The organism is Pseudomonas sp. C 49-2 (assembly GCF_003970195.1).
GTDB lineage: Bacteria > Pseudomonadota > Gammaproteobacteria > Pseudomonadales > Pseudomonadaceae > Aquipseudomonas > Aquipseudomonas canadensis.
The window spans coordinates 340,147-364,584 of sequence record NZ_RXYG01000002.1 but is presented as its reverse complement, the minus strand read 5'-3'; the positions used below and the strand labels follow the sequence as shown (position 1 = coordinate 364,584).

Here is a 24,438-nt window from a genome sequence, read left to right as displayed (position 1 = left end):
TGCCTGCGATAGCATCGCCACGGTGTAACTGATACACCTTGGTGCTTGTATCGCAGGCAAGCCAGCTCCCACATTTATTATGTGTCGCGTGTTAGCCCAGTAGCGCTCTCAAGACTTGCGTGAACGCCCGGCTGCTTTCTTCTTCGCCGGCATGATGCCCATCGCGCACCACCCACTTTCCATTCACCAGCACATCCCGCACCTGCCGATCCCCACCCGCAAACAGCCAGCGATTCAGAATCCCATCCTCTGTTGCCGTCGCCAGGTATGGATCATTGCCATCCAGCACAATCCAATCCGCACGCTTGCCCACTTCCAGCCGACCAATCGGTTGCCCCAACGCTTGGGCGCCGCCGTCCAGCGCGGCATCAAACAGCGTACGGCCGACCATCGGCTGATCACTGCGATACAAACGATTACGCCGCTGATCGCGCAGGCGCTGGCCATATTCCAACCAACGCAACTCCTCCACCACGCTCAATGACACATGGCTGTCGGACCCGATGCCCATGCGTCCGCCTTGGGCCAGAAAATCCACCGCCGGGAAAATCCCATCACCCAGGTTAGCCTCGGTGGTCAGGCACAAGCCGGCAATCGCGCGGCTCTTGGCCATGCGTGCGACTTCATCCGCATCGGCATGAGTGGCATGCACCAGGCACCAGCGCTCATCCACTTCAACGTTGTCATACAGCCATTGCAGCGGGCGTTTGCCGCTCCAGGCCAGGCAGTCTTCGACTTCCTTCTGCTGTTCGGCGATGTGGATATGCACCGGGCACGCCTTGTCGCTGGCGGCCAGCACGTCATTGATTTGCTGTGGCGTCACCGCGCGCAACGAGTGGAAACACAGCCCCAACTGCTGCGCCGTTTGTGCGGCGAGGATGGGTTTGAGCTGCGCCTGCAGGTCTAGGTATTGCTCGGTGCTGTTGATAAACCGCCGCTGGCCTTCATTCGGCGCCTGGCCGCCAAAACCGGAGTGGGTGTAAAGCACAGGCAGCAGTGTCAGGCCAATCCCGCTGCTGGCCGCCGCCTGGCTGATCTGCCGTGACAGTTCCGTGCGATCGGCATACGGCTGGCCGCTGACGTCGTGATGCACATAGTGAAATTCGGCCACTGAGGTGTAGCCGGCCTTGAGCATCTCGATATACAGCTGTTGCGCGATCACCTGCAATTGTTCCGGGCTGATCTTGCCGACCATGCGGTACATCAGGTCGCGCCAGGTCCAGAAGCTGTCATTCGGATTGCCCGCCACTTCGGCCAAACCGGCCATGGCGCGCTGGAATGCATGGGAGTGCAGGTTCGGCATGCCCGCCAATACCGGGCCTCTCAGCCGTTCGGCACCCTCTGCGCTGGTATTGGCCTCAACCTTTGTCAGCAGGCCCTCAGCGCTGACTTCAAGACGTACATCATTGGCCCATCCATTAGGCAGCAGCGCGCGTTCGGCAAAGAAAGCGGACATGATCAAGGCACCCCGGTCGTGTGTTTATTTGTATATACATATACAGACGTTTGCCTGCTCGGTAAACTCCGGCAATCTATGCATCTTTTCCCCCTGCAAGGATTCCCTGTGCCGACTCCGCCTGCCAAGTCTTCGCTGGCTGCCCACATGGACGAAAGTCCGGCGCCCTTGTATGCCCGCGTCAAACAGATGATCAGCCAGCAGATTCTCAACGGCAACTGGCCACCCCATTACCGCGTGCCGTCCGAGAGCGAACTGGTCAGCCAGCTGGGTTTCAGCCGCATGACCATCAACCGCGCCCTGCGTGAACTCACCGCCGAAGGGTTGCTGGTTCGCATGCAAGGCGTCGGCACCTTTGTCGCCGAGCCCAAGAGCCAGTCGGCCCTGTTCGAAGTGCACAACATTGCCGATGAGATCGCCTCGCGCGGTCATCGACATACCTGCCAGGTCATCCACCTCGGCGAAGAGGCCGCCGGTTCCGAGCGTGCTGTCGCGTTGGAGATGCGTGAAGGCGGGCGTGTTTTCCATTCGTTGATCGTGCACTTCGAAAACGACATTCCCGTGCAAATCGAAGACCGCTTCGTCAATGCCCTGGTCGCGCCGGAATACCTGCAGCAGGATTTCACCCAGCAAACGCCGTATGCCTACCTGAACCAGGTGGCGCCGCTGACCGAAGGCGAGCACGTGGTCGAAGCCATTCTTGCCGACGCTGCCGAGTGCAAGCTGCTGCAGATCGAACCTACCGAGCCGTGCTTGTTGATTCGCCGACGCACCTGGTCGGGCCGCCAGCCGGTGACCGCTGCGCGTTTGATCCACCCCGGTTCCCGTCACAGCCTTGAAGGACGTTTCAGTAAATGAGTAGCGTAAAAGTCTGGCGCGCCGCTGAGTACGTCCGCATGCCGTGGAAAAACGGCGGCGGAAGCACTGAAGAAATCACCCGAGATGCCGGCGCAGGGCTGGACGGCTTTGGCTGGCGTTTGTCGATTGCGGATATCGCAGAGTCGGGCGGGTTTTCCACCTTCGCCGGCTACCAGCGCGTGATCACCGTGATCCAGGGCGCCGGCATGGCGTTGACCGTAGACGGCGAGGAACAGCGCGGGTTGTTACCGCTGCAAGCCTTTGCGTTCAAGGGTGACAGCCAGGTTTCATGCCGTTTGATCACTGGGCCGATTCGCGACTTCAACCTGATCTACTCGCCCCAGCGTTACCACGCGCGGCTGCAATGGATTGATGGTGAGCAGCGCTTTTTCAGCACGGCGCAGACGGTGCTGGTCTTCAGTGTGGCCGATGAAGTGAAAGTGCTGGACCACAAGCTGGGGCATCACGACTGCCTGCAAGTGGACGGTAACACTGGCCTGCTGGATATCTCCGTCAGCGGCCGCAGCTGCATTATCGAACTGACTGCTCGCGATTAAAAACTGTGGGAGCGGGCTTGCCCGCGAATGCGGTGTATCAGTACCAGAGAGGCTGGCTGACCCACTGCATTCGCGGGCAAGCCCGCTCCCACATTTGTTTTGTGGTGAGCAACAGAACTGTTTCCAACCCTCGCACCACTTTGTTACCGAATGCCCCAACGTGGCGCAAAACCACGCCATCGCGCCAAACCTCCCTTGCTGTAAAAATCCTCCGTAAGAAATTTCATTAAGTCTCCAAGCCTTAATTTCCAAGGCTTGCGCGTCCTTTCCGAAAAAATCTCAACAGCACCCTCAGCAAGTTGGCCGCTTGATTGCATATGCTTGTATGTACAAGTAAAGATGTGTGCGTAAGACTCTCCTTCGCACCATCCATGTTCGCGCATCATGCCGAGGAGTCCAGTCGTGACCGATTTTTCTAAAGCCAGGCCTACAAAATACCGTGACGTCGAAATCCGTGCCGCCCACGGTAACAAGCTCACCGCCAAAAGCTGGCTGACTGAAGCGCCGTTGCGCATGCTGATGAACAACCTCGACCCGCAAGTGGCCGAGAACCCGAAAGAATTGGTGGTGTACGGCGGTATCGGCCGTGCGGCGCGCAACTGGGAGTGCTACGACCAGATCGTCGAGAGCCTCACTAACCTGAATGACGACGAAACCCTGCTGGTGCAATCCGGCAAGCCGGTGGGCGTATTCAAGACCCACAGCAACGCCCCACGTGTATTGATCGCCAACTCCAACCTGGTGCCGCACTGGGCCAGCTGGGAACACTTCAACGAACTGGATGCCAAGGGCCTTGCCATGTACGGCCAGATGACCGCCGGCAGCTGGATCTACATCGGCAGCCAGGGCATCGTCCAAGGCACCTACGAAACCTTCGTCGAAGCGGGTCGCCAGCATTACAACAGTGACCTGACTGGCCGTTGGGTGCTCACCGCCGGTCTCGGCGGCATGGGCGGCGCGCAACCTTTGGCCGCAACCCTGGCCGGTGCCTGCTCGCTGAACATTGAATGCCAACAAGTCAGCATCGACTTCCGTCTGAACAGCCGCTATGTCGACGAACAAGCCACCGACCTCGACGACGCCTTGGCGCGCATCGCCAAGTACACCAAGGAAGGCAAGGCTATCTCCATTGCCCTGCTGGGTAACGCGGCGGAAATCCTGCCGGAACTGGTCAAGCGCGGCGTGCGCCCAGACATGGTCACCGACCAGACCAGCGCCCACGACCCGCTCAACGGCTACCTGCCAGCCGGCTGGACCTGGGACGAATACCGCGCCCGCGCCAAGACCGAGCCGGCTGCCGTGATCAAGGCGGCCAAGCAGTCGATGGCCGTGCACGTCAAAGCCATGCTGGAATTCCAGAAACAAGGCATCCCGACCTTCGACTACGGCAACAACATCCGCCAGATGGCCCAGGAAGAAGGCGTGGAAAACGCCTTCGACTTCCCGGGTTTCGTACCGGCCTACATCCGCCCACTGTTCTGCCGTGGCATTGGCCCGTTCCGCTGGGCGGCACTGTCGGGCGACCCGCAAGACATCTACAAGACCGACGCCAAAGTCAAAGAGCTGATCCCGGACGACGCCCACCTGCACAACTGGTTGGACATGGCGCGCGAGCGCATCAGCTTCCAGGGCCTGCCGGCGCGTATCTGCTGGGTGGGCCTGGGCCAGCGCGCCAAGCTCGGTCTGGCATTCAACGAAATGGTACGCAGCGGCGAGCTGTCGGCGCCGGTGGTGATTGGCCGTGACCATCTGGACTCCGGCTCGGTATCCAGCCCGAACCGCGAAACCGAAGCCATGCAGGACGGTTCCGACGCCGTGTCCGACTGGCCACTGCTCAACGCCTTGCTCAACACCGCCAGCGGCGCGACCTGGGTTTCGCTGCACCACGGCGGCGGTGTGGGCATGGGCTTCTCCCAGCACTCCGGCATGGTGATCGTCTGCGACGGCACCGACGAAGCGGCTGAGCGAATTGCCCGTGTACTGCACAATGACCCGGCCACCGGTGTGATGCGTCACGCAGACGCCGGTTACCAGATCGCGATCGACTGCGCCAAGGAGCAGGGCCTCAATCTCCCGATGATCAAATAACCCATGTGGGAGCTGGCTTGCCTGCGATGGCATCCCCTCGGTTCTACTGATAGACCGAGTCGCCCGCATCGCAGGCAAGCCAGCTCCCACAGAAAAGCGGTTTTACACAGGCTTTATGAGCAATCCATCAGAGGTTGAACCGACATGGCTGCAAATGACACCACCCCGTTGATCGAAAGGCGTTCGATCGACTACATCCCGGAAGCGGAAAGACACGGTCGTCTATTGAGCCAGTTCACCCTGTGGATGGGGGCCAACCTGCAGATCACCGCGATTGTCACCGGGGCCCTGGCCGTGGTGCTGGGCGGTGATGTGTTCTGGTCGTTGATCGGCCTGTTTATCGGCCAACTGTTGGGCGGCGGCGTCATGGCGTTGCATGCGGCGCAAGGGCCCAAGCTGGGCCTGCCGCAGATGATCTCCAGCCGGGTGCAGTTCGGGGTGTATGGCGCGGCCATTCCTATCGTGCTGGTGTGCCTGATGTACCTCGGCTTCACCGCCACCGGCACGGTATTGTCCGGTCAGGCGCTGGGCCAGTTGTTCGGGGTCAGCGATAGCGTCGGCATCCTGATCTTCGCCAGTGTCATCGTGCTGGTCACGGTGCTCGGTTATCGGGTGATCCACTTCATCGGTCGTGTCGCCAGCGTCATTGGCGTGATCGCCTTTGTCTACCTGTTCAGCCGCTTGATGAGCCAGACCGACGTTGGCGCACTCCTGCAGATCCGCCACTTCAGCTGGAGCAGCTTCCTGCTGGCGGTGTCGCTCGCGGCCTCTTGGCAGATCGCTTTCGGCCCGTACGTGGCGGACTACTCACGTTACTTGCCGAGCAACACCTCGTCGGTGAAAACCTTCCTCGCCGCTGGCGCAGGTTCGGTGATTGGCGCCCAGGTGGCGATGGTCCTCGGCGTGTTTGCCGCGGCCATGTCCAACGGGCAATTCGCCGGTCACGAAGTGGCCTATATCGTGGGCTTGAGTGGCACGGGGGCTACCGCCGCGCTGCTGTACTTCAGCATCGCGTTCGGCAAGGTCACCATCTCTACGCTCAACTCCTACGGCAGCTTCATGTGCATCGCGACCATCATCAGCGGCTTCCGTGGCCGCCTGGAGGTCACGCGCTTGCAACGCTTGGTGTTCGTGCTGGTGATTGTCGGCACCGCGACTTTGATCGCCTTGCTCGGCCAGCATTCGTTCCTCGGCGCGTTCAAGTCTTTCATCCTGTTCCTGCTGGCGTTCTTCACGCCCTGGAGCGCGATCAACCTGGTGGATTACTACTGCATCACCCGCGACCGCTATGACGTGCCGGCGCTGGCCGATCCGAACGGTCGCTACGGTCGCTGGAACCTGCTGGGGATCAGCGTGTACGTCTTCGGCGTGTTGGTGCAATTGCCGTTCATCTCCACCAAGTTCTACACCGGCCCTTTGGTAGCTGCGCTGGGTGATGTCGACATTTCCTGGATCATCGGTCTGGTCCTGCCGGCAGCGCTGTACTACCTATGTGCGAAAAAATGGCACGGCACGGTGCCCGATCGACTGATCCTGCCAACAGAGCAGGGCGCTATACCAAGAACAAACGGGCTGGCTGCACAAGCCTGATGGGACGTGGACAGGGCAGGATGCCTACTGACTGCCGTAATCCATTTCAAGATTGGGAGCGTCACAACAATGAAAATGCATAAGACCCTGATGGCCACACTGTTCTCTGCGGGCTTGCTGGCGAGCGTCGGCGCCCAGGCTGCCGGCTGGTGCGAATCCGGCAAGCCGGTGAAATTCGCAGGCCTGAACTGGGAAAGCGGCATGCTGCTCACCGACATCCTGCAAATCGTGCTGGAAAAAGGCTACGACTGCAAAACCGACAGCCTGCCGGGCAACTCCATCACCATGGAAAATGCCCTGAGCAGCAACGACATCCAAGTGTTTGCCGAAGAGTGGGTCGGTCGCAGTGAGGTCTGGAACAAGGCCGAGAAGGCCGGCAAAGTCGTCGGCGTCGGCGCCCCGGTGGTGGGTGCCATCGAAGGCTGGTACGTGCCGCGTTATGTGATCGAAGGCGATGCCAAACGCAAGCTGGAAGCCAAGGCACCCGACCTGAAAAATATCGCTGACCTGGCCAAGTACGCCGCGGTGTTCAAGGACCAGGAAGAGCCCTCCAAGGGCCGTTTCTACAACTGCCCGGCTGGCTGGACCTGTGAGCTGGACAACAGCGAAATGCTGAAAAGCTACGGCCTGGAAAATGCCTACACCAACTTCCGCCCAGGCACCGGCCCGGCGCTGGATGCGGCGGTGCTGTCGAGCTACAAGCGTGGCGAGCCGATCCTGTTCTACTACTGGTCGCCAACCCCGCTGATGGGCCAGGTCGACCTGGTCAAGCTGGAAGAGAAGCCCGGTGTGGATAAAAGCGTGAGCATCAAGGTCGGCCTGTCCAAGACCTTCCACGAACAAGCCCCGGAACTGGTGGCCGTGCTGGAAAAGGTCAACCTGCCGATCGACCTGCTGAACCAGAACCTGGGTCGCATGGCCAAGGAGCGAATTGAGTCGCCAAAACTGGCGAAAATCTTCCTCAAGGAACATCCTGAAGTCTGGCACGCATGGGTGAGCGACGACGCAGCCAAGAAAATCGACGCGGCCTTGTAGGTTGAGCGTTTCCGGTTGCCTTCACCGGCAACCGGACGCCCAGCCACAACCCACTGGATCGAGAGCACGATATGTTTCCTGAGAGTTTTACGTTTTCCATCGCCGACTGGGTCAACGGTTGGGTGGATTCACTGGTCACCAACTACGGCGATGTGTTCCGACACATTTCCGACACCCTGCTATGGGCCATCGTCAACCTGGAAGGGTTGCTGCGCGCAGCGCCCTGGTGGCTGATGCTGGCCATCGTCGGCGGCGTCGCCTGGCATGCCACCCGCAAGGTGGTGACCACGGCGGTGATCGTCGGTTTGCTGTTCCTGGTAGGCGCGGTTGGCCTGTGGGACAAGCTGATGCAGACCCTGGCCTTGATGATGGTCGCCACGGTGATCTCGGTGCTGATCGGTATTCCGCTGGGCATTCTGTCCGCACGCAGCAATCGCCTGCGTTCGGTGCTGATGCCGCTGCTCGACATCATGCAGACCATGCCGAGCTTCGTGTACCTGATTCCGGTGCTGATGCTGTTCGGCCTGGGCAAGGTCCCGGCGATTTTCGCCACGGTGATCTACGCCGCGCCACCGCTGATCCGTCTCACTGACCTAGGCATTCGCCAGGTCGACGGCGAAGTCATGGAAGCCATCAACGCCTTTGGTGCCAACCGCTGGCAGCAACTGTTCGGCGTGCAACTGCCGCTGGCGTTGCCGAGCATCATGGCCGGTATCAACCAGACCACCATGATGGCGCTGTCGATGGTGGTGATCGCCTCGATGATCGGCGCCCGTGGCTTGGGTGAAGACGTCCTCGTCGGCATCCAGACCCTCAACGTCGGCCGTGGCCTCGAAGCCGGACTGGCGATCGTGATTCTCGCAGTGGTCATCGACCGCATTACCCAGGCCTATGGTCGTCCACGGCATGAGGCGAGCAAATGACTACTGTCAGCAAAATCGAAGTTAAAAACGTCTTCAAGATCTTCGGCGCGCGCTCCAAGGACGCGCTGTCGCTGATCGGCCAGGGCAAGACCAAGGACCAGGTGCTGGCCGAGACCGGCTGCGTGGTCGGCGTGAACGACTTGTCCCTGAGCATCGGCACCGGCGAGATCTTCGTGATCATGGGCCTGTCGGGTTCTGGCAAGTCCACGTTGGTGCGTCACTTCAACCGCCTGATCGACCCCACCAGCGGTGCGATCCTGGTGGACGGCGAAGACATCCTGCAACTGGACATGGAAGCCCTGCGCCAATTCCGTCGGCACAAGATCAGCATGGTGTTCCAGAGCTTCGGCCTGCTGCCCCACAAGAGCGTGCTCGACAACGTCGCCTACGGCCTGAAGGTACGTGGCGAAACCAAGCAGGTCTGCGCCGAACGCGCCCTGCACTGGATCGAAACCGTGGGCCTCAAGGGCTACGAAAACAAATACCCGCACCAGCTCTCCGGTGGCATGCGCCAGCGCGTCGGCCTGGCCCGTGCCTTGGCGGCGGACACCGACATCATCCTGATGGACGAGGCTTTCAGTGCTCTCGACCCACTGATCCGCGCCGAGATGCAGGACCAGTTGCTGGAGCTGCAAAAGACCCTGCACAAAACCATCGTGTTCATCACCCACGACCTCGACGAGGCCGTGCGCATCGGCAACCGCATTGCGATCCTCAAGGATGGCAAGCTGATCCAAGTCGGCACCCCTCGGGAGATCCTGCATTCGCCGGCGGATGAATATGTGGATCGGTTTGTTCAGCGGCGGGCGGCGGTGGTCTGACCCGGATTATGTGGTGAACCGGCTGGCGCTATCGCAGCGGTGCGACGATTCGACAAGCCAGCTCCCACATTTGATCGAGTTCACACAGCTCAAATGTGGGAGCCGGGCTTGCCCGCGATGAGGCCGGCAAGGCTGCACAAGAATTGAAGAAGGTATGAAGATGTCCCAGCCAACAAAAATCATCATCGCCAACGCCCCGCTGCGCTGGCAGGACGTTGTCGCCGTGGCCCGCCACGGCGCGGTGCTTGAACTCTCGGGCCAGGCCTGGGCGCGCATCGACAATGCCCAGGCCATCGTGCAACGCATCGTCACCAGCGGTGAGCGCGCGTATGGCGTGAACACCGGCCTGGGTGCGCTGTGCAATGTGTCGCTCAAGGGCGAACAACTCAGCCAACTGTCGCGCAACACCTTGCTGAGCCATGCCTGCGGCGTCGGCCCGGCGCTGAGCGACGAGCAGACCCGCGCGATCATCTGCGCGGCGATCATCAACTACAGCCACGGCAAATCCGGCCTGCATCCGCAGGTGGTGCATTCGTTGCTGGCGCTGCTCAACCACGGCATCACACCGCAAGTGCCGTCCCAGGGTTCGGTGGGTTACCTGACCCATATGGCCCATGTGGGCGTGGCCTTGTTGGGCGTGGGCAATGTGAGTTACCGAGGCCGCATCGTTCCGGCTCAAGAGGCCTTAAGCGCTGAAGGTTTGCACCCGGTAGTGCTCGGCGCCAAGGACGGGCTGTGCCTGGTCAACGGCACGCCGTGCATGACCGGCCTGAGCTGCCTGGCCCTGGCCGATGCGCATCACCTGCTGCAATGGGCCGACGTGATTGGAGCCATGAGTTTCGAAGCCCAGCGCGGCCAGATCGACGCGTTTGACGAAGAGATCATCGCCCTCAAGCCGCACCCCGGCATGCAGCAAGTGGGTATCAACCTGCGCGCCCTGCTTGATGGCAGCGAAGTGATCGCCAGCAGCAAGGGCATTCGCACACAGGATGCGTTAAGCATTCGCTCGATCCCGCAGATCCATGGCGCGGCTCGCGACCAGGTAGAACACGCCACCCGCCAGATCGAGACCGAACTCAACAGCGCCACCGATAACCCGCTGGTACTCGGTACGCCAGACAATTACCGCGTAGTGTCCCAGGCCAACCCCCACGGACAATCCGTGGCATTGGCGGCGGACATGCTCGCGATTGCCATGGCCGAAATCGGCTCGGTGGCCGAACGTCGCCTGGATCGCCTGATCAACCCGCACGTCAGCGGCTTGCCGGCGTTCCTGGTGAGCAACCCCGGGGTCAACTCCGGGATGATGATCGTGCAGTACGTCGCCGCCTCGCTGTGTGGGCAAAACCGCCAGTTGGCGCAACCGGCGGTGCTCGACAACTTCGTCACCTCGGGCCTGCAGGAAGACCACCTGAGCATGGGCACCAATGCCGCGCTCAAGCTGCACCAGGTGTTGGCCAACGTGACGCAGATCCTCGCCATCGAGTACTTGCTGGCGGCCCAGGCGTTCGAGTTTCTCAAAGAACAACGCTTTGGCGCCGGCACCGGCCGCGCCTGGCGCTTGCTGCGTGAAGTAGTGCCGGCCTACGAGCAGGATCGCTGGCTGGCGCCGGACATTGCGGCCACCGCCCAGCTGCTCAAAGACACCGACTTACCGAATTTCCACTGAAGACTTATTCAAAAGAACAATTCAAAAGGAGTATGAATGTGACTGCGCTAAACCTGATTCCAGGCCAACTGAGCCTTGCCCAACTGCGAGCCATCTACCAGCAGCCGGTAACCCTCAGTCTGGATGACAGCGCCACGGCGCAGATCGAAGCCAGTGTCGCCTGCGTGGAGCAGATTCTCGCCGAGAACCGCACCGCCTATGGCATCAACACCGGTTTTGGCCTGTTGGCCTCGACCCGCATCGCCAGCGAAGACCTGGAAAACCTCCAGCGTTCCCTGGTGCTGTCCCATGCTGCCGGTGTAGGTGAGCCGATCAGCGATGCGCTGGTGCGGCTGGTCATGGTGCTCAAGGTCAACAGCCTCAGCCGTGGGTTCTCCGGGATCCGCCGCCAGGTGATCGACGCGCTGATCGCGCTGATCAACGCCGAGGTGTACCCGCATATTCCGTTGAAGGGCTCGGTCGGTGCCTCCGGCGACTTGGCGCCCTTGGCGCACATGTCTTTGGTGCTGCTGGGCGAAGGCAAGGCACGCTACAAGGGCGAATGGCTGGAAGCCACCGAAGCGCTGAAGGTCGCCGGCCTCACGCCGTTGACCCTCGCCGCCAAAGAAGGCCTGGCGCTGCTCAACGGCACCCAGGTGTCCACCGCGTACGCCCTGCGTGGCCTGTTCGAAGGTGAAGACCTGTTCGCCGGCGCCCTGGCGTGTGGCGCACTCACCGTGGAAGCGGTGCTGGGTTCGCGCTCACCCTTCGACGCACGCATTCATGCCGCACGCGGCCAGCGTGGGCAGATCGATTCGGCAGCGGCCTATCGTCACCTGCTGGGTGAAAGCAGTCAGGTGTCCCAGTCGCACCAGAACTGCGACAAGGTGCAGGACCCATACTCCCTGCGTTGCCAGCCGCAAGTCATGGGCGCGTGCCTGACCCAGTTCCGCCAGGCCGCCGAGGTGCTGGTGGTAGAGGCCAACGCCGTGTCGGATAACCCGCTGGTCTTTGCCGCCGAAGGTGACGTGATTTCCGGTGGTAACTTCCACGCCGAACCGGTGGCCATGGCCGCCGACAACATGGCGCTGGCCATCGCTGAAATCGGTTCCCTCAGCGAACGCCGTATCTCGTTGATGATGGACAAGCACATGTCGCAACTGCCGCCGTTCCTGGTGGGCAATGGTGGCGTGAACTCCGGCTTCATGATCGCCCAAGTTACCGCCGCCGCGCTCGCCAGCGAAAACAAGGCGCTGGCCCATCCCCATAGCGTCGACAGCCTGCCGACCTCGGCCAACCAGGAAGACCATGTGTCCATGGCCCCGGCTGCGGGCAAGCGCCTGTGGGAAATGGCTGAAAACACCCGTGGCGTTCTCGCCGTGGAATGGCTGGCCGCGTGCCAGGGCCTGGACCTGCGCGACGGCCTGAAAACTTCGCCTGCGCTTGAAAAGGCACGTGGGATTCTGCGTGACAAAGTGGCGTTCTATGAGAAGGACCGTTTCTTCGCACCAGACATCAACGCCGCCAGCGAGCTGTTGGCCAGCCGCTGCCTGAATGAGCTGGTGCCGGCCAAGTTGCTGCCGAGCCTGTGACCGCAACATTCTGTAGTGAGCGGGCTTGCCCCGCGCTGGGCTGCGCAGCAGCCCCAAAAACTGCCGCCGCGTTCCGCCTGAAGAAATGCGGTGGCAACTTCAGGGCCGCTTCGCAGCCCGGCGCGGGGCAAGCCCGCTCACTACAGTTGTCAGGTGACAGATTCGGATTTTTCTCGGGATAAAAATAACTAGGGAAGAGAAATGCACCAGCAAGAGAAAGGTTTGAAACGCGGGCTCAGCGCCCGACATATTCGCTTCATGGCACTCGGTTCTGCGATTGGCACCGGGCTGTTCTACGGCTCTGCCTCCGCCATCCAGATGGCCGGCCCCGCCGTGCTGCTGGCCTACCTGATCGGCGGCGCCGCCGTGTTCATGGTGATGCGTGCCCTCGGCGAAATGGCCGTGCACAACCCGGTGGCTGGTTCTTTTGGCCAGTACGCCAGCACCTACCTGGGCCCCATGGCCGGGTTTATTCTTGGGTGGACCTACGCGTTTGAAATGATCATCGTCTGCCTGGCTGATGTGACCGCCTTCGGTATCTACATGGGCTTCTGGTTTCCCGAAGTCGCGCGTTGGGTCTGGGTGCTCGGCATTGTGTTTTTGATCGGCGGCCTGAACCTGTGCAACGTCAAAGTGTTTGGCGAAATGGAGTTCTGGCTGTCGCTGCTCAAGGTAGGCGCCATCGTGGCGATGATCCTCGGCGGTTTCGGCATCATGCTGTTCGGTATTCATTCTGCCGGTGAAACCCAGGCCAGCGGCCTTAGCAACCTGTGGGCCCACGGCGGCTTCATGCCTAATGGTGTCGGCGGCCTGATCGCCTCGTTCGCAGTGGTGATGTTTGCCTTTGGCGGCATCGAAATCATTGGCATCACCGCCGGCGAAGCCAAGGACCCGCAACGCGTGATCCCCAAGGCGATCAACGCGGTGCCGCTGCGTATCCTGCTGTTCTACGTACTGACTTTGTTTGTGCTGATGGCCATCTATCCATGGCCGCAGATCGGCAGCCAAGGCAGCCCGTTTGTGCAGATCTTTAGCAACTTGGGCATCGGCTCGGCGGCGACTATTCTCAATATCGTGGTGATCTCGGCGGCCGTTTCGGCCATCAACAGCGACATCTTCGGCGCTGGCCGCATGATGTACGGCTTGGCCCAGCAAGGGCAGGCGCCCAAGGGCTTCGCGCAATTGTCCAAACACGGCGTGCCGTGGATGACCGTGCTGGTGATGGGCGCAGCGCTGCTCGGCGGCGTAGTGCTCAACTACCTGATCCCGGAAAACGTGTTCCTGCTGATCGCCTCGATTGCCACCTTCGCCACCGTGTGGGTGTGGCTGATGATCCTGTTCACCCAGGTCGCCATGCGCCGTTCGATGACTAAAGAGCAGGTGGCCGAACTGAAATTCCCCGTGCCGTTCTGGCCCTATGCGCCGGCGGCCGCCATTGTGTTCATGCTGTTCGTGTTTGGCGTGCTGGGTTACTTCCCGGACACCCAGGCCGCTTTGCTGGTCGGTGCTGTGTGGATCGTGCTGCTGGTAGTGGCTTACCTGCTGTGGGTCAAGCCCGCTGCCGGGCAAGCGGCCAAGGTCCATTACGATCCGGCTTTGTCTCATCGTTAATCTAGGGAGGCGTTGATGAAAACGCTTTGGCAACACTGCCACGTCGCAACCATGGCACAGGGCAAATACTCGATCATCGAGGATGCCGCCATGGTGACCGTCGGTTCGCTCATCGAGTGGATCGGCCCCCGCAGCCAGGCACCCACGGCGGATTACGCCCAGGTGCATGACCTGCAAGGCGCGTGGGTGACCCCCGGCCTGATCGACTGCCACACCCATACGGTGTTTGGCGGTAACCGCAGCGGCGAGTTCGAGCAGCGCCTCGAAGGCGTGAGCTACGCCGAGATCGCGGCCAAGGGCGGCGGTATTGCCAGCACTGTGCGTGCCACCCGTGCGGCGACGGAAGATGAACTGTTTGCCAGCGCTGAAAAGCGTCTGCGCAGTCTGCTACGGGACGGCGTGACCACCGTAGAGATCAAGTCCGGCTACGGCCTGGACCTGGCCAATGAACGCAAAATGCTCCGCGTAGCCCGTCGTCTCGGTGAAGCGCTGCCGGTCAGCGTGCGCGCCACGTGCCTGGCGGCCCACGCGTTGCCGCCGGAATACAAGGACCGCGCCGACGACTACATCGAGCACATCTGCGCCGAAATGCTGCCAGCCTTGGCGGCGGAAGGGCTGGTGGACGCGGTGGATGCGTTTTGTGAATACCTGGCGTTTTCCACCGAGCAGGTGGAGCGCGTGTTCAAAGTTGCCCAGCAACTCGGCCTGCCGGTGAAGCTGCATGCCGAGCAACTCTCGTCGCTGCACGGCTCCAGCCTCGCCGCGCGTTACCAGGCGCTGTCGGCGGACCACCTGGAGTTCATGACTGAAGAAGACGCCATCGCCATGGCCGCTTCCGGCACCGTCGCGGTCTTGCTGCCGGGCGCGTTCTACTTCCTGCGCGAAACCCAGTTGCCGCCGATGGACGCCCTGCGCAAGCACGGCGTGAAGATCGCCATCGCCAGCGACCTCAACCCCGGCACCTCGCCAGCGCTGTCGGTGCGCCTGATGCTGAACATGGCCTGCACTCTGTTCCGCATGACCCCGGAAGAAGCCCTGGCCGGCGCCACGCAACATGCCGCCACTGCGTTGGGCATGGGCGACACCCACGGCTCCCTGGAAGTCGGCAAGGTGGCGGACTTCGTCGCCTGGCAGATCGATCGTCCCGCCGACCTGGCCTATTGGCTGGGCGGCGAGTTGGATAAACGCGTCGTACGCCATGGCGTCGACGTCACTGTTTGAGGAGTGCTGCTCGTGGATAAGGTTCTGAACTTCAAACAAGGCCGTGTGCCGCTGCTGATCAGCATGCCCCACGCCGGTCTGCGCCTGACGCCTGCTGTCGAGGCGGGGTTGATCCCCGAGGCGCAAAGCCTGCCGGACACCGATTGGCACATCCCCGCATTGTATGACTTTGCCGAAGAACTGGGCGCCAGCACCTTGGCGGCCGAGTACTCGCGCTTCGTCATCGACCTTAACCGTCCCTCCGACGACAAGCCGCTGTACGCGGGCGCCACCACCGGCCTGTACCCGGCCACGCTGTTCGACGGCGTGCCGTTGTTCCAGGAAGGCCTGGAACCCAGCGAGACCGAACGTGCCAGCTACCTGCAAAAGGTCTGGGGCCCGTATCACCGCACGCTGCAGGAAGAGCTGGCACGGCTCAAGGCCGAGTTCGGCTACGCCTTGCTGTTCGATGCGCACTCGATCCGTTCGGTCATCCCGCACCTGTTCGAAGGCAAGCTGCCGGACTTCAACCTCGGCACTTTCAATGGCGCCGCCTGTGATCCGGAGCTGGCCAGCCAACTGGAGGCCATTTGCGCGGCGCATCCGCAATACACCCATGTGCTGAACGGGCGTTTCAAGGGCGGCCATATCACCCGGCATTACGGTGACCCGGCGCAGGATATCCATGCGGTGCAGCTGGAGTTGTGCCAGAGCGCCTATATGGAAGAGTTCGAACCGTTCCGTTATCGACCGGATCTGGCCGAGCCGACGCGGGTGGTGCTCAAGCAATTGCTCGACGGGTTGTTAGCCTGGGGGCAACAGCGTTACGGCTGAAATAGCTATCGCAGGCAAGCCAGCTCCCACAATGAATCGGGTTCACACGGTCAAAATGTGGGAGCGGGCTTGCCCGCGATGACGGCCGCACAGTCGCCCCAGTGCAACTGCCCGTCGCCCCAGTTCGTGTTGACTCAGGCTCCACTGGTTAAGGTTGTGGAATAACAACAGCCAAGTGAGACCACCCCCCATGCAAAAAACCTTGTTGAGCCTTATCGGCGCCGCACTGTTCAGTGCACACGCCATGGCCGCTGAGCCGGCCTCCTGCAAGAACATCCGCATGGGCGTGGTCAGCTGGACTGACGTGGTCGCCACCTCCGGTATGGCCGACGTGTTGCTCAATGGCCTCGGCTACGACAGCAAACAGACCAGCGCCGTGCAGCAGATCATCTTTGCCGGCATCCGCGACAAGCGCCTGGATATTTTCCTCGGTTACTGGAAGCCGGCGATGGACAACAACATCGCGCCGTTCCTGGCGGCCAAGCAGGTCAAGGTGTTCGATACGCCCAGCCTCGCCGACGCCCAGGCCACCCTGGCCGTGCCGCAATACGTGGCCGACGCAGGCTTGAAGACTTTCGCCGACATCGCCCGCTTCAAGGACAAGCTGGGCGGCAAGATCTATGGGATCGAGCCAGGCAGCGGCGCCAATACCGATATCCAGAAAATGATCGACACCAACCACTTTGGCCTCGGCGGCTTCAAGCTGGTGGCTTCCGGTGAAGCCGGAATGCTGGCGGCGGTGCAGCGGGCGGTGAATCGCAAGGAGTTTGTAGTGTTCGTCGGTTGGACCCCGCACCCGATGAACATCAATATGAAGATGGCGTACCTCACCGGCAGTGAGGACGTGTTCGGCCCCGACGAAGGCCGCGCCACCGTCTCCACCGTCACCGCGCCGGATTTTGCCGAGCGCTGCCCCAACGCCAATCGCTTGTTGGAGAACCTCACCTTCACCGCCGCCCAGGAAAGCCAGTTGATGGTGCCGATCATGGAGCGAAAGTCGCCGCAGGATGTGGCCAAGCAATGGTTGCGTGACCATCCCGAGGATTTGCAGCGCTGGCTGGCTGGGGTCAAGGCGTTTGATGGCAGCGACGGTGCCACGGCGGTCCAGGCGAGTTTGAAATGAGTCGATACCCTATTTCGCCTGAGTTGGCAGCGTTCGTGGATAAGACGGAGTCCTTCACCAGCGACGACTCTTCGCTGGCAGGCTTACGTCAAAATTACGACCGCATGTGTCAGGCGTTTACCCCGCCGAAACCAGAAAGCTTGCAGGTCGAGGACTTCGCCTTGGCCGGCGTAGGCGTGCGCAGTTATCTGCCGGCCGCGCCGATGCCTCCTGACGGCTGGCCATGCCTCCTTTATATGCACGGCGGCGGCTGGGTGGTCGGCGACCTGGATTCCCACGATTTCATCTGCTTCGAACTGGCCACGGCCTTGCAAGTCTTGGTGATCGCCATTGATTATCGGCTGGCGCCTGAACACCCGTTCCCGGCCGCCTACGAGGATTGTCGTGCCGTGTGGCAGGCAATCCAGGCGGGGCAGGCGCCCTATGCCATCGACGTGCAGCGTTTGGTGGTCATGGGCGACAGTGCGGGCGGCAACTTGGCGGCAGCATTGTGTACGGGATTGCGTGACGACGGGCAACCGTTGCCGCGAGCCCAGGTCTTGATATATCCGGGGTTGGGCGGCCCCTCCGACCTGCCATCGCGGCGTGACTGCATGGACGCGCCCCTGCTCAGCAGCGCCGACACCGACTGCTACTTGGTGCTGTACCTGCAGGGCAGCGGCAAACCGTCGCCCTACGCCATGCCGCTGCTGGCCGCAGACTTCAGCGGTTTGCCCAAGGCGTTCATCGCCGTGGCCCAGTTCGACCCGCTGCGCGACGACGGCATGCTTTACGCTGAACGCCTGCAAGCGGCGGGCGTAGCCACCGTGCTGTATCCCGGCAAAGGCCTGGTGCACGGCTGCCTGCGGGCGCGGCGGCAGGTGCCGGAAGTGGACCGGCTCTACGATTACCTGCTGGATTACCTGGGGGGCGAAGGGCTGACACAGGTCTAAGTGCTCTAGGACATGCTCATTGCACAATTCGGGTTTATAGTGCCAGACGGCAAAATAAAAGACGTCCCCCCAGGGATGAACCCGACCCCTTACGGAGCGCGCAATGCAGACTTGGTTCCCGCAGATCAAACCCCACGCCCGGCACGATCTGGCTGTCGATGACACCCACACGCTGTACGTCGACGAAAGTGGCTCCCCAGAAGGTTTGCCCGTTGTCTTCATCCATGGTGGCCCTGGTGCCGGTTGTGATGCCCAGAGCCGCTGCTATTTCGACCCGAACCTGTACCGCATCGTTACTTTCGACCAGCGTGGTTGCGGGCGCTCCACCCCGCGCGCCAGCCTGGAAAACAACACCACCTGGGACCTGGTCGCCGACCTAGAGCGCATCCGCGAGCACCTGGGCATCGACAAGTGGGTACTGTTCGGCGGCTCCTGGGGCTCGACCCTGGCCCTGGCCTACGCGCAAACCCATCCGGAGCGGGTGCTCGGCCTGATTGTGCGCGGCATTTTCCTGGCACGTCCGCAGGACATTCACTGGTTCTATCAGGAAGGGGCAAGCCGCCTGTTCCCTGATTACTGGCAGGACTACCTCGCGCCGATCCCGCCGGAAGAGCGCCACGACATGATCGCGGCCTACCACAAGCGCCTCACCGGCAACGATCAGATCGCCCAGATGCACGCGGCCAAAGCCTGGTCCGGCTGGGAAGGGCGCATGCTCGGCCTGTGCCCGAGCCCACAGCATGTGGAGCGGTTTTCCGAGCCGCAACGCGCCCTGTCCATCGCGCGGATCGAGTGCCACTACTTCACCAACAACTCGTTTCTGGAGCCTAACCAGCTGATCCGCGATATGCACAAGATCGCCCATCTGCCTGGCGTAATCATCCACGGGCGCTACGATATGATTTGCCCTTTGGATAACGCTTGGGAGTTGCACCAGGCGTGGCCCAACAGTGAGTTGCAGGTGATTCGCGAGGCCGGCCATGCGGCGTCCGAACCCGGCATCACCGATGCCTTGGTGCGTGCGACCAGTGAAATGGCACGTCGCTTGCTCGACCTGCCGCCTGAAGAAGCATGAAGGGCCTGCTGCAACGGGTGCGCGGCGCCCGGGTCGAGGTGGCGGGCAAAATCGTCGGCGCCATCGACCAGGGTTTGCTGGTGCTGGTGGCCGTCGAGCCTACGGATACGCCGGAGAGTGCCGATAAGCTGTTACACAAGCTGTTGAACTATCGGGTGTTCAGTGACGACGAAGGCAAGATGAACCTGTCGTTGAAGGATATCGACGGCGGTTTGCTGCTGGTGTCGCAGTTCACCCTGGCGGCCGATACCAAGAGCGGGCTGCGGCCGAGCTTCTCCACAGCGGCCCCGCCGGCCCTGGGAGCAGCGCTTTTTGATCACTTGCTGTTACAAGCGCAACAATTGCATGGCAAGGTGGCGTCAGGGCGTTTTGGCGCCGATATGCAGGTGCATTTGGTCAATGATGGCCCTGTGACCTTCCTCTTGCAGACGTGAATGTATTAAAAACGACTTTTAATGCCTAAAAACGCAGGGTTTCGCTACAAATACTTCGTTATCCCTGATGCGTTGTATCGCGGGCTACTAGATAATCGCGCGCTACGGGGATCAGCGTTGTTTGGTCCATTTTTGACTTAGGTAGAGACTTGTCCGATCGCCAATGGGGAATCATTTCGCCCCAGGGGAGTCGGAACAATGCTCGCCAACCTGGCATATAGATAGCTGGCCGTTGGTTTTTTGATCTGTTTTCGGCGAGGGTTGCTCGTGATTGTTAGTCCCTGTAATGCACCAAAATTGTCTGCCAAACGGTTACGAAACGCACTGGTGACGGGCTCCGCCCTGTTTTGCCTGTTCGGCGCGGGTCAACTGTGGGCATTCAGTCTGGATGATGTGTCGGCCAAGGCAAAAGAGCTGGCCGGGCAGAAATACGAAGCTCCGCGCAGCAATCTGCCGAACGAATTCCGTGAAATGAAGTTCGCGGACTACCAGAAGATTCGTTTCCGCAACGAAAAAGCCGAGTGGGCCGATCAGAACACCCCGTTCAAGCTGTCCTTCTATCACCAGGGTATGCACTTCGATACACCGGTGAAAATCAACGAAGTCACCGCCGACAGCGTCCAGGAAATCAAATACGACCCGACGCGCTTCGATTTTGGCGACGTGAAGTTTGATCCTAAAGCCACCGAACAGCTGGGTTATGCCGGCTTCCGTGTGCTGTACCCGATCAACAAGGCCGACAAGCAAGACGAAATCATGACCATGCTGGGCGCGAGCTACTTCCGCGTGGTCGGCAAGGGCCAGGCGTATGGCCTGTCTGCCCGTGGCATGGCGATCGACACCGCATTGCCGTCCGGGGAAGAGTTCCCGCGGTTCACCGAATTCTGGATCGAGCGTCCAAAGCCGGGTGAGAAACAATTGGTGATCTTTGCCTTGCTGGACTCCCCGCGGGCTACTGGCGCTTATCGCCTGATCCTGCGTCCGGGCACCGACACCATTGTCGACGTGAAATCCCAGATGTTCCTGCGTGACAAGGTCAGCAAGCTGGGCGTTGCCCCGTTGACCAGCATGTACCTGTTCGGCGCGAACCAGCCTTCCAAAGTGCTGAACTACCGTCGTGAACTGCACGACTCCAGCGGTCTGTCGATCCATGCCGGCAACGGCGAGTGGATCTGGCGCCCACTGAACAACCCGAAACACCTGTCGGTCAGCAACTTCACCGTAGAGAACCCGAAAGGTTTCGGCCTGCTGCAACGCGGTCGCGACTTCAGCCACTACGAAGACCTCGACGACAACTACGACAAGCGCCCAAGCGCCTGGATCGAGCCTGAGGGCGACTGGGGCAAAGGCACCGTCAACCTGGTGGAAATCCCAACCGCCGACGAAACCAACGACAACATCGTTGCGTTCTGGAGCCCGGCCGAGCTGCCTGAAGTCGGCAAGCCACTGGATGTTTCCTACCGCCTGCACTGGACCATGGACGAAAAGTCCCTGCACCCGAGCGACAGCGCGTGGGTCAAGCAAACCCTACGTTCTACCGGTGACGTGAAGCAATCCAACCTGATCCGCCAGCCTGACGGCAGCGTGGCCTACCTGGTGGACTTCGAGGGCCCATCCCTCAAGGCCCTGCCATCGGATGCCCCGGTGCGCAGCCAAGTGAGCGTCAGCGACAACGCCGAACTGGTTGAAAACAGTGTGCGCTACAACGAACACACGAAAGGCTGGCGCCTGACCCTGCGCATGAAGATCAAGGACGCAGGCAAGCCGACCGAAATGCGCGCTGCGCTGGTGCAGGACGTTCCGCCGCCGGCTCCTGAGCAGGATTCCAGCCACGTGCTCAAGGCTGACAAGGTCCTGGCCAAGCAGCACGAGAAACAGGCCAAGAAAGACGCGAAAGACAAGGAAGCCAAGCAGCCAGAAGCTGCCCCAGCCACACCGGAGCCGATCAAGACCGAACAAGTCCTGACCGAAACCTGGAGCTACCAGTTGCCTGCCGATGAGTAATTCTCAAGTCCAGCCAGAAACTCTGCAGGAGTATCTGGCGCATCTACCGATGACCGCTGAGCAGCGCGCCGAACTGGCGGGTTGCACATCCTTCACCGAGTTGCACGAACGCTTGTCGTCGTCGACCTTCGATGCGCCGGTCGATGCCGCCCAGGCGTCGGTTGGCCGCCGATTGACCCTCAACACCGCCGAAGAGCTGCAAGACGCCGAAATGCTGGCGGTCGACGCCGCCGGTCGCGTGTGCTTGAAGGCCACGCCGCCGATCCGTCGTACCCGCGTGGTGCCGGAGCCGTGGCGCACCAATATCCTGGTGCGCGGCTGGCGCCGTATCACCGGGCGCAGCAATCCTCCGGCGCCGCCGAAGGATGAGCGTGTATTGCCGGCTGCGCGCTGGCGTACGGTCGGTTCGATCCGTCGTTACATCCTGCTGGTGCTGATGCTCGGCCAGACCATCGTTGCCGGTTGGTACATGAAAGGCATCATGCCGTACCAGGGTTGGTCGCTGGTCGACTTCGACGAAATCCGTAACCAGACCCTGCTGCAAACTGCTACCCAGGTACTGCCTTACGCCCTGCAAACCAGCATCCTGATTATGTTCGGGATCTTGTTCTGCTGGGTGTCAGCCGGTTTCTGGACCGCGTTGATGGGCTTCCTGGAACTGCTGACCGGCCACGATAAATACCGCATCTCCGGTAAAAGTGCCGGTGACGAGCCGATTCCGAAAGATGCCCGTACCGCGTTGGTGATGCCGATCTGCAACGAAGACGTGCCTCGGGTATTTGCCGGTTTGCGTGCCACGTTCGAGTCGGTCGCCGCCACGGGTGATCTGGATCGCTTCGATTTCTTCGTGCTCAGCGACAGTAATGATGCCGATATCTGCATCGCCGAACAGCAAGCCTGGCTCGACGTGTGCCGCGAGGCCGGTGGTTTCGGCAAGATCTTCTATCGCCGTCGCCGCCGTCGCGTAAAGCGCAAGAGCGGCAACCTCGACGACTTCTGCCGTCGCTGGGGCGGTGACTACAAGTACATGGTTGTGCTCGACGCGGACAGCGTGATGAGCGGCGAATGCCTGACCAGCCTGGTACGTTTGATGGAAGCCACGCCGGATGCAGGGATCATCCAGACCGCGCCGCGTGCGTCGGGCATGGACACCCTGTATGCGCGCATGCAGCAGTTCGCTACCCGCGTGTATGGCCCGCTGTTCACCGCCGGCCTGCACTTCTGGCAGCTGGGTGAATCCCACTACTGGGGTCACAACGCAATCATCCGCATGAAGCCGTTCATCGAGCACTGCGCCCTGGCGCCGTTGCCGGGCAAAGGCGCGTTCGCCGGTTCCATTCTGTCCCACGACTTCGTTGAAGCTGCGCTGATGCGCCGTGCCGGCTGGGGCGTGTGGATTGCCTACGACCTGCCGGGCAGCTACGAAGAGCTGCCGCCGAACCTGTTGGACGAACTCAAGCGTGACCGTCGTTGGTGCCACGGTAACCTGATGAACTTCCGCCTGTTCCTGGTCAAGGGCATGCACCCGGTGCACCGTGCGGTGTTCCTGACCGGCGTGATGTCCTACCTGTCGGCGCCGTTGTGGTTCCTGTTCCTGGTGCTGTCCACGGCGCTGCTGGCGGTGAATACCCTGATGGAGCCGCAGTACTTCATGGCACCACGCCAGTTGTACCCGCTGTGGCCGCAATGGCATCCGGACAAGGCGGTGGCGCTGTTCTCTACCACCATCGTGCTGCTGTTCCTGCCGAAACTGCTGAGCATCATCCTGATCTGGGCCAAGGGCGCGAAAGAGTTCGGCGGCAAGTTCAAGGTGACCTTGTCGATGCTGCTGGAGATGCTGTTCTCCATGCTGCTGGCGCCGGTGCGGATGATTTTCCACACCCGTTTCGTGCTCGCCGCGTTCCTCGGCTGGGCCGCAACCTGGAACTCACCGCAGCGTGACGACGACTCCACCCCATGGAGCGAAGCGGTCAAGCGCCACGGTCCGCAAACCGTGCTGGGCTTCCTGTGGGCCCTGTTGGTAGTGTGGTTGAACCCGAGCTTCCTGTGGTGGTTGGTGCCGATCGTGGGTTCGCTGATGCTGTCGATCCCGGTCTCGGTGATCTCCAGCCGTGTCGGGCTGGGCCTCAAGTCCCGCGACGAGAGCCTGTTCCTGATCCCCGAGGAATACAATCCGCCACAGGCCTTGCTGTCGACCGAGTTGTACACCCACGAAAACCGTTGGCACGCGCTGAACGACGGCTTCGTGCGTTCGGTGGTCGACCCACAGCAGAACGCCCTTGCCTGTGCCCTGGCGACGTCGCGTCACCGTGAGGCCGAGCCGATCGAGTACCTGCGTACCGAACGTGTGCGTCATGCGTTAAAAGTCGGCCCCGCTGGCCTCAACAACGGCGAACGCCTGGCCCTGCTGAGCGACCCGGTCGCCCTGGCGCGCCTGCATGAGCACGTCTGGAGCGAAGGCCATGCCGAGTGGCTCGCCGCCTGGCGTGACTCGATCAAGGCTGATCCGCACGCGCCGTTGCTGCCGCTGCAACCGTTGTCGTCCCAGGCCCAACCGGCCTGATTCAGACGCCCCCGAGGGTTCTCCTCGGGGGTGTTCGACGCGCTGGTCCTACAGCGTTTCCCCCTTCTTCCTCCCTTACGCCAAGCCCTTGTTT

Annotated in this window: 19 protein-coding genes; 18 read left to right on the top strand and 1 reads right to left on the bottom strand. The window is 61.4% G+C overall.

Annotated elements, in window-relative coordinates; translation table 11 throughout:
- Nucleotides 1-91: 91 nt before the first annotated feature.
- Nucleotides 92-1,456: a formimidoylglutamate deiminase gene (locus EJ576_RS05160; protein WP_126569686.1), complete on the bottom strand. Its 1,365-nt coding sequence runs from the start codon at nt 1,454-1,456 to the stop codon at nt 92-94.
- A gap of 147 nt (nt 1,457-1,603) precedes the next feature.
- Here EJ576_RS05160 and hutC point away from each other — a divergent pair, with 147 nt between their 5' ends.
- The 18 genes from hutC to mdoH all read left to right on the top strand — a co-directional run bounded on the left by hutC (nt 1,604) and on the right by mdoH (nt 24,344).
- Nucleotides 1,604-2,314, top strand: coding sequence for a histidine utilization repressor (gene hutC, locus EJ576_RS05155; RefSeq protein WP_232920667.1), 711 nt, complete (start codon nt 1,604-1,606; stop codon nt 2,312-2,314).
- Entirely contained in the window at nt 2,311-2,871 is a 561-nt protein-coding gene (locus EJ576_RS05150) for a HutD family protein (protein ID WP_126569685.1), read from the top strand. Before hutC ends, EJ576_RS05150 begins: the two co-directional genes overlap by 4 nt.
- Before the next feature lie 402 nt (nt 2,872-3,273).
- On the top strand, nt 3,274-4,959 hold the full coding sequence (gene hutU / locus EJ576_RS05145) for a urocanate hydratase (RefSeq protein WP_256656584.1): 1,686 nt from the start codon (nt 3,274-3,276) through the stop codon (nt 4,957-4,959).
- 144 nt (nt 4,960-5,103) lie between these two features.
- A complete protein-coding gene (locus EJ576_RS05140; protein WP_068933863.1) occupies nt 5,104-6,549 on the top strand; it encodes a cytosine permease in 1,446 nt (481 codons plus the stop codon).
- A 69-nt stretch (nt 6,550-6,618) separates the two neighbouring features.
- Complete coding sequence (locus EJ576_RS05135) at nt 6,619-7,584, top strand: ABC transporter substrate-binding protein (RefSeq protein WP_126569684.1); 966 nt, start codon at nt 6,619-6,621, stop codon at nt 7,582-7,584.
- A gap of 71 nt (nt 7,585-7,655) precedes the next feature.
- Nucleotides 7,656-8,507 carry a proline/glycine betaine ABC transporter permease gene (locus tag EJ576_RS05130; RefSeq protein ID WP_028615386.1) on the top strand — a complete coding sequence of 284 codons (852 nt, stop codon included), beginning with the start codon at nt 7,656-7,658 and terminating at the stop codon, nt 8,505-8,507.
- Nucleotides 8,504-9,328 (top strand): glycine betaine/L-proline ABC transporter ATP-binding protein, encoded by an 825-nt coding sequence (locus tag EJ576_RS05125; RefSeq protein ID WP_050572407.1) that lies wholly within the window; start codon nt 8,504-8,506, stop codon nt 9,326-9,328. The genes EJ576_RS05130 and EJ576_RS05125 overlap by 4 nt, the downstream gene beginning before the upstream one ends.
- A 160-nt stretch (nt 9,329-9,488) precedes the next feature.
- Nucleotides 9,489-10,997 carry a histidine ammonia-lyase gene (hutH, locus tag EJ576_RS05120; protein ID WP_126569683.1) on the top strand — a complete coding sequence of 503 codons (1,509 nt, stop codon included), beginning with the start codon at nt 9,489-9,491 and terminating at the stop codon, nt 10,995-10,997.
- Between the two features lie 32 nt (nt 10,998-11,029).
- Nucleotides 11,030-12,568: a histidine ammonia-lyase gene (gene hutH, locus EJ576_RS05115; protein WP_122730420.1), complete on the top strand. Its 1,539-nt coding sequence runs from the start codon at nt 11,030-11,032 to the stop codon at nt 12,566-12,568.
- A 201-nt stretch (nt 12,569-12,769) separates the two neighbouring features.
- Nucleotides 12,770-14,179 (top strand): amino acid permease, encoded by a 1,410-nt coding sequence (locus EJ576_RS05110; protein ID WP_028615389.1) that lies wholly within the window; start codon nt 12,770-12,772, stop codon nt 14,177-14,179.
- Between the two features lie 15 nt (nt 14,180-14,194).
- Nucleotides 14,195-15,400: an imidazolonepropionase gene (hutI, locus tag EJ576_RS05105; RefSeq protein ID WP_126569682.1), complete on the top strand. Its 1,206-nt coding sequence runs from the start codon at nt 14,195-14,197 to the stop codon at nt 15,398-15,400.
- A gap of 12 nt (nt 15,401-15,412) precedes the next feature.
- Nucleotides 15,413-16,213 (top strand): N-formylglutamate deformylase, encoded by an 801-nt coding sequence (gene hutG, locus EJ576_RS05100; protein WP_122730426.1) that lies wholly within the window; start codon nt 15,413-15,415, stop codon nt 16,211-16,213.
- 190 nt (nt 16,214-16,403) lie between these two features.
- The gene (locus EJ576_RS05095) at nt 16,404-17,336 is read left to right on the top strand and encodes a choline ABC transporter substrate-binding protein (RefSeq protein WP_122730427.1); all 933 of its coding nucleotides are present in this window, start codon (nt 16,404-16,406) and stop codon (nt 17,334-17,336) included.
- The gene (locus EJ576_RS05090; protein WP_126569681.1) at nt 17,333-18,268 is read left to right on the top strand and encodes an alpha/beta hydrolase; all 936 of its coding nucleotides are present in this window, start codon (nt 17,333-17,335) and stop codon (nt 18,266-18,268) included. Before EJ576_RS05095 ends, EJ576_RS05090 begins: the two co-directional genes overlap by 4 nt.
- Before the next feature lie 103 nt (nt 18,269-18,371).
- On the top strand, nt 18,372-19,343 hold the full coding sequence (pip, locus tag EJ576_RS05085; protein WP_123475232.1) for a prolyl aminopeptidase: 972 nt from the start codon (nt 18,372-18,374) through the stop codon (nt 19,341-19,343).
- Nucleotides 19,340-19,777, top strand: a complete 438-nt coding sequence (gene dtd / locus EJ576_RS05080) for a D-aminoacyl-tRNA deacylase (RefSeq protein ID WP_122730434.1) — start codon at nt 19,340-19,342, stop codon at nt 19,775-19,777. Before pip ends, dtd begins: the two co-directional genes overlap by 4 nt.
- A 267-nt stretch (nt 19,778-20,044) precedes the next feature.
- A complete protein-coding gene (locus tag EJ576_RS05075; RefSeq protein ID WP_028615395.1) occupies nt 20,045-21,781 on the top strand; it encodes a glucan biosynthesis protein G in 1,737 nt (578 codons plus the stop codon).
- On the top strand, nt 21,774-24,344 hold the full coding sequence (mdoH, locus tag EJ576_RS05070; protein ID WP_123475228.1) for a glucans biosynthesis glucosyltransferase MdoH: 2,571 nt from the start codon (nt 21,774-21,776) through the stop codon (nt 24,342-24,344). The genes EJ576_RS05075 and mdoH overlap by 8 nt, the downstream gene beginning before the upstream one ends.
- Nucleotides 24,345-24,438 lie beyond the last annotated feature (94 nt).

Excerpts from the sequence above, each read along its gene's own strand:
- EJ576_RS05160 (WP_126569686.1), bottom strand. The coding sequence starts at position 1,456 with ATGTCCGCTTTCTTTGCCGAACGCGCGCTGCTGCCTAATGGATGGGCC.
- hutC (WP_232920667.1), top strand. The coding sequence starts at position 1,604 with ATGGACGAAAGTCCGGCGCCCTTGTATGCCCGCGTCAAACAGATGATC.
- EJ576_RS05150 (WP_126569685.1), top strand. The coding sequence starts at position 2,311 with ATGAGTAGCGTAAAAGTCTGGCGCGCCGCTGAGTACGTCCGCATGCCG.
- EJ576_RS05140 (WP_068933863.1), top strand. The coding sequence starts at position 5,104 with ATGGCTGCAAATGACACCACCCCGTTGATCGAAAGGCGTTCGATCGAC.
- EJ576_RS05135 (WP_126569684.1), top strand. The coding sequence starts at position 6,619 with ATGAAAATGCATAAGACCCTGATGGCCACACTGTTCTCTGCGGGCTTG.
- EJ576_RS05130 (WP_028615386.1), top strand. The coding sequence starts at position 7,656 with ATGTTTCCTGAGAGTTTTACGTTTTCCATCGCCGACTGGGTCAACGGT.
- EJ576_RS05125 (WP_050572407.1), top strand. The coding sequence starts at position 8,504 with ATGACTACTGTCAGCAAAATCGAAGTTAAAAACGTCTTCAAGATCTTC.
- hutH (WP_126569683.1), top strand. The coding sequence starts at position 9,489 with ATGTCCCAGCCAACAAAAATCATCATCGCCAACGCCCCGCTGCGCTGG.
- hutH (WP_122730420.1), top strand. The coding sequence starts at position 11,030 with ATGAATGTGACTGCGCTAAACCTGATTCCAGGCCAACTGAGCCTTGCC.
- EJ576_RS05110 (WP_028615389.1), top strand. The coding sequence starts at position 12,770 with ATGCACCAGCAAGAGAAAGGTTTGAAACGCGGGCTCAGCGCCCGACAT.
- hutI (WP_126569682.1), top strand. The coding sequence starts at position 14,195 with ATGAAAACGCTTTGGCAACACTGCCACGTCGCAACCATGGCACAGGGC.
- EJ576_RS05095 (WP_122730427.1), top strand. The coding sequence starts at position 16,404 with ATGCAAAAAACCTTGTTGAGCCTTATCGGCGCCGCACTGTTCAGTGCA.
- EJ576_RS05090 (WP_126569681.1), top strand. The coding sequence starts at position 17,333 with ATGAGTCGATACCCTATTTCGCCTGAGTTGGCAGCGTTCGTGGATAAG.
- pip (WP_123475232.1), top strand. The coding sequence starts at position 18,372 with ATGCAGACTTGGTTCCCGCAGATCAAACCCCACGCCCGGCACGATCTG.
- dtd (WP_122730434.1), top strand. The coding sequence starts at position 19,340 with ATGAAGGGCCTGCTGCAACGGGTGCGCGGCGCCCGGGTCGAGGTGGCG.
- mdoH (WP_123475228.1), top strand. The coding sequence starts at position 21,774 with ATGAGTAATTCTCAAGTCCAGCCAGAAACTCTGCAGGAGTATCTGGCG.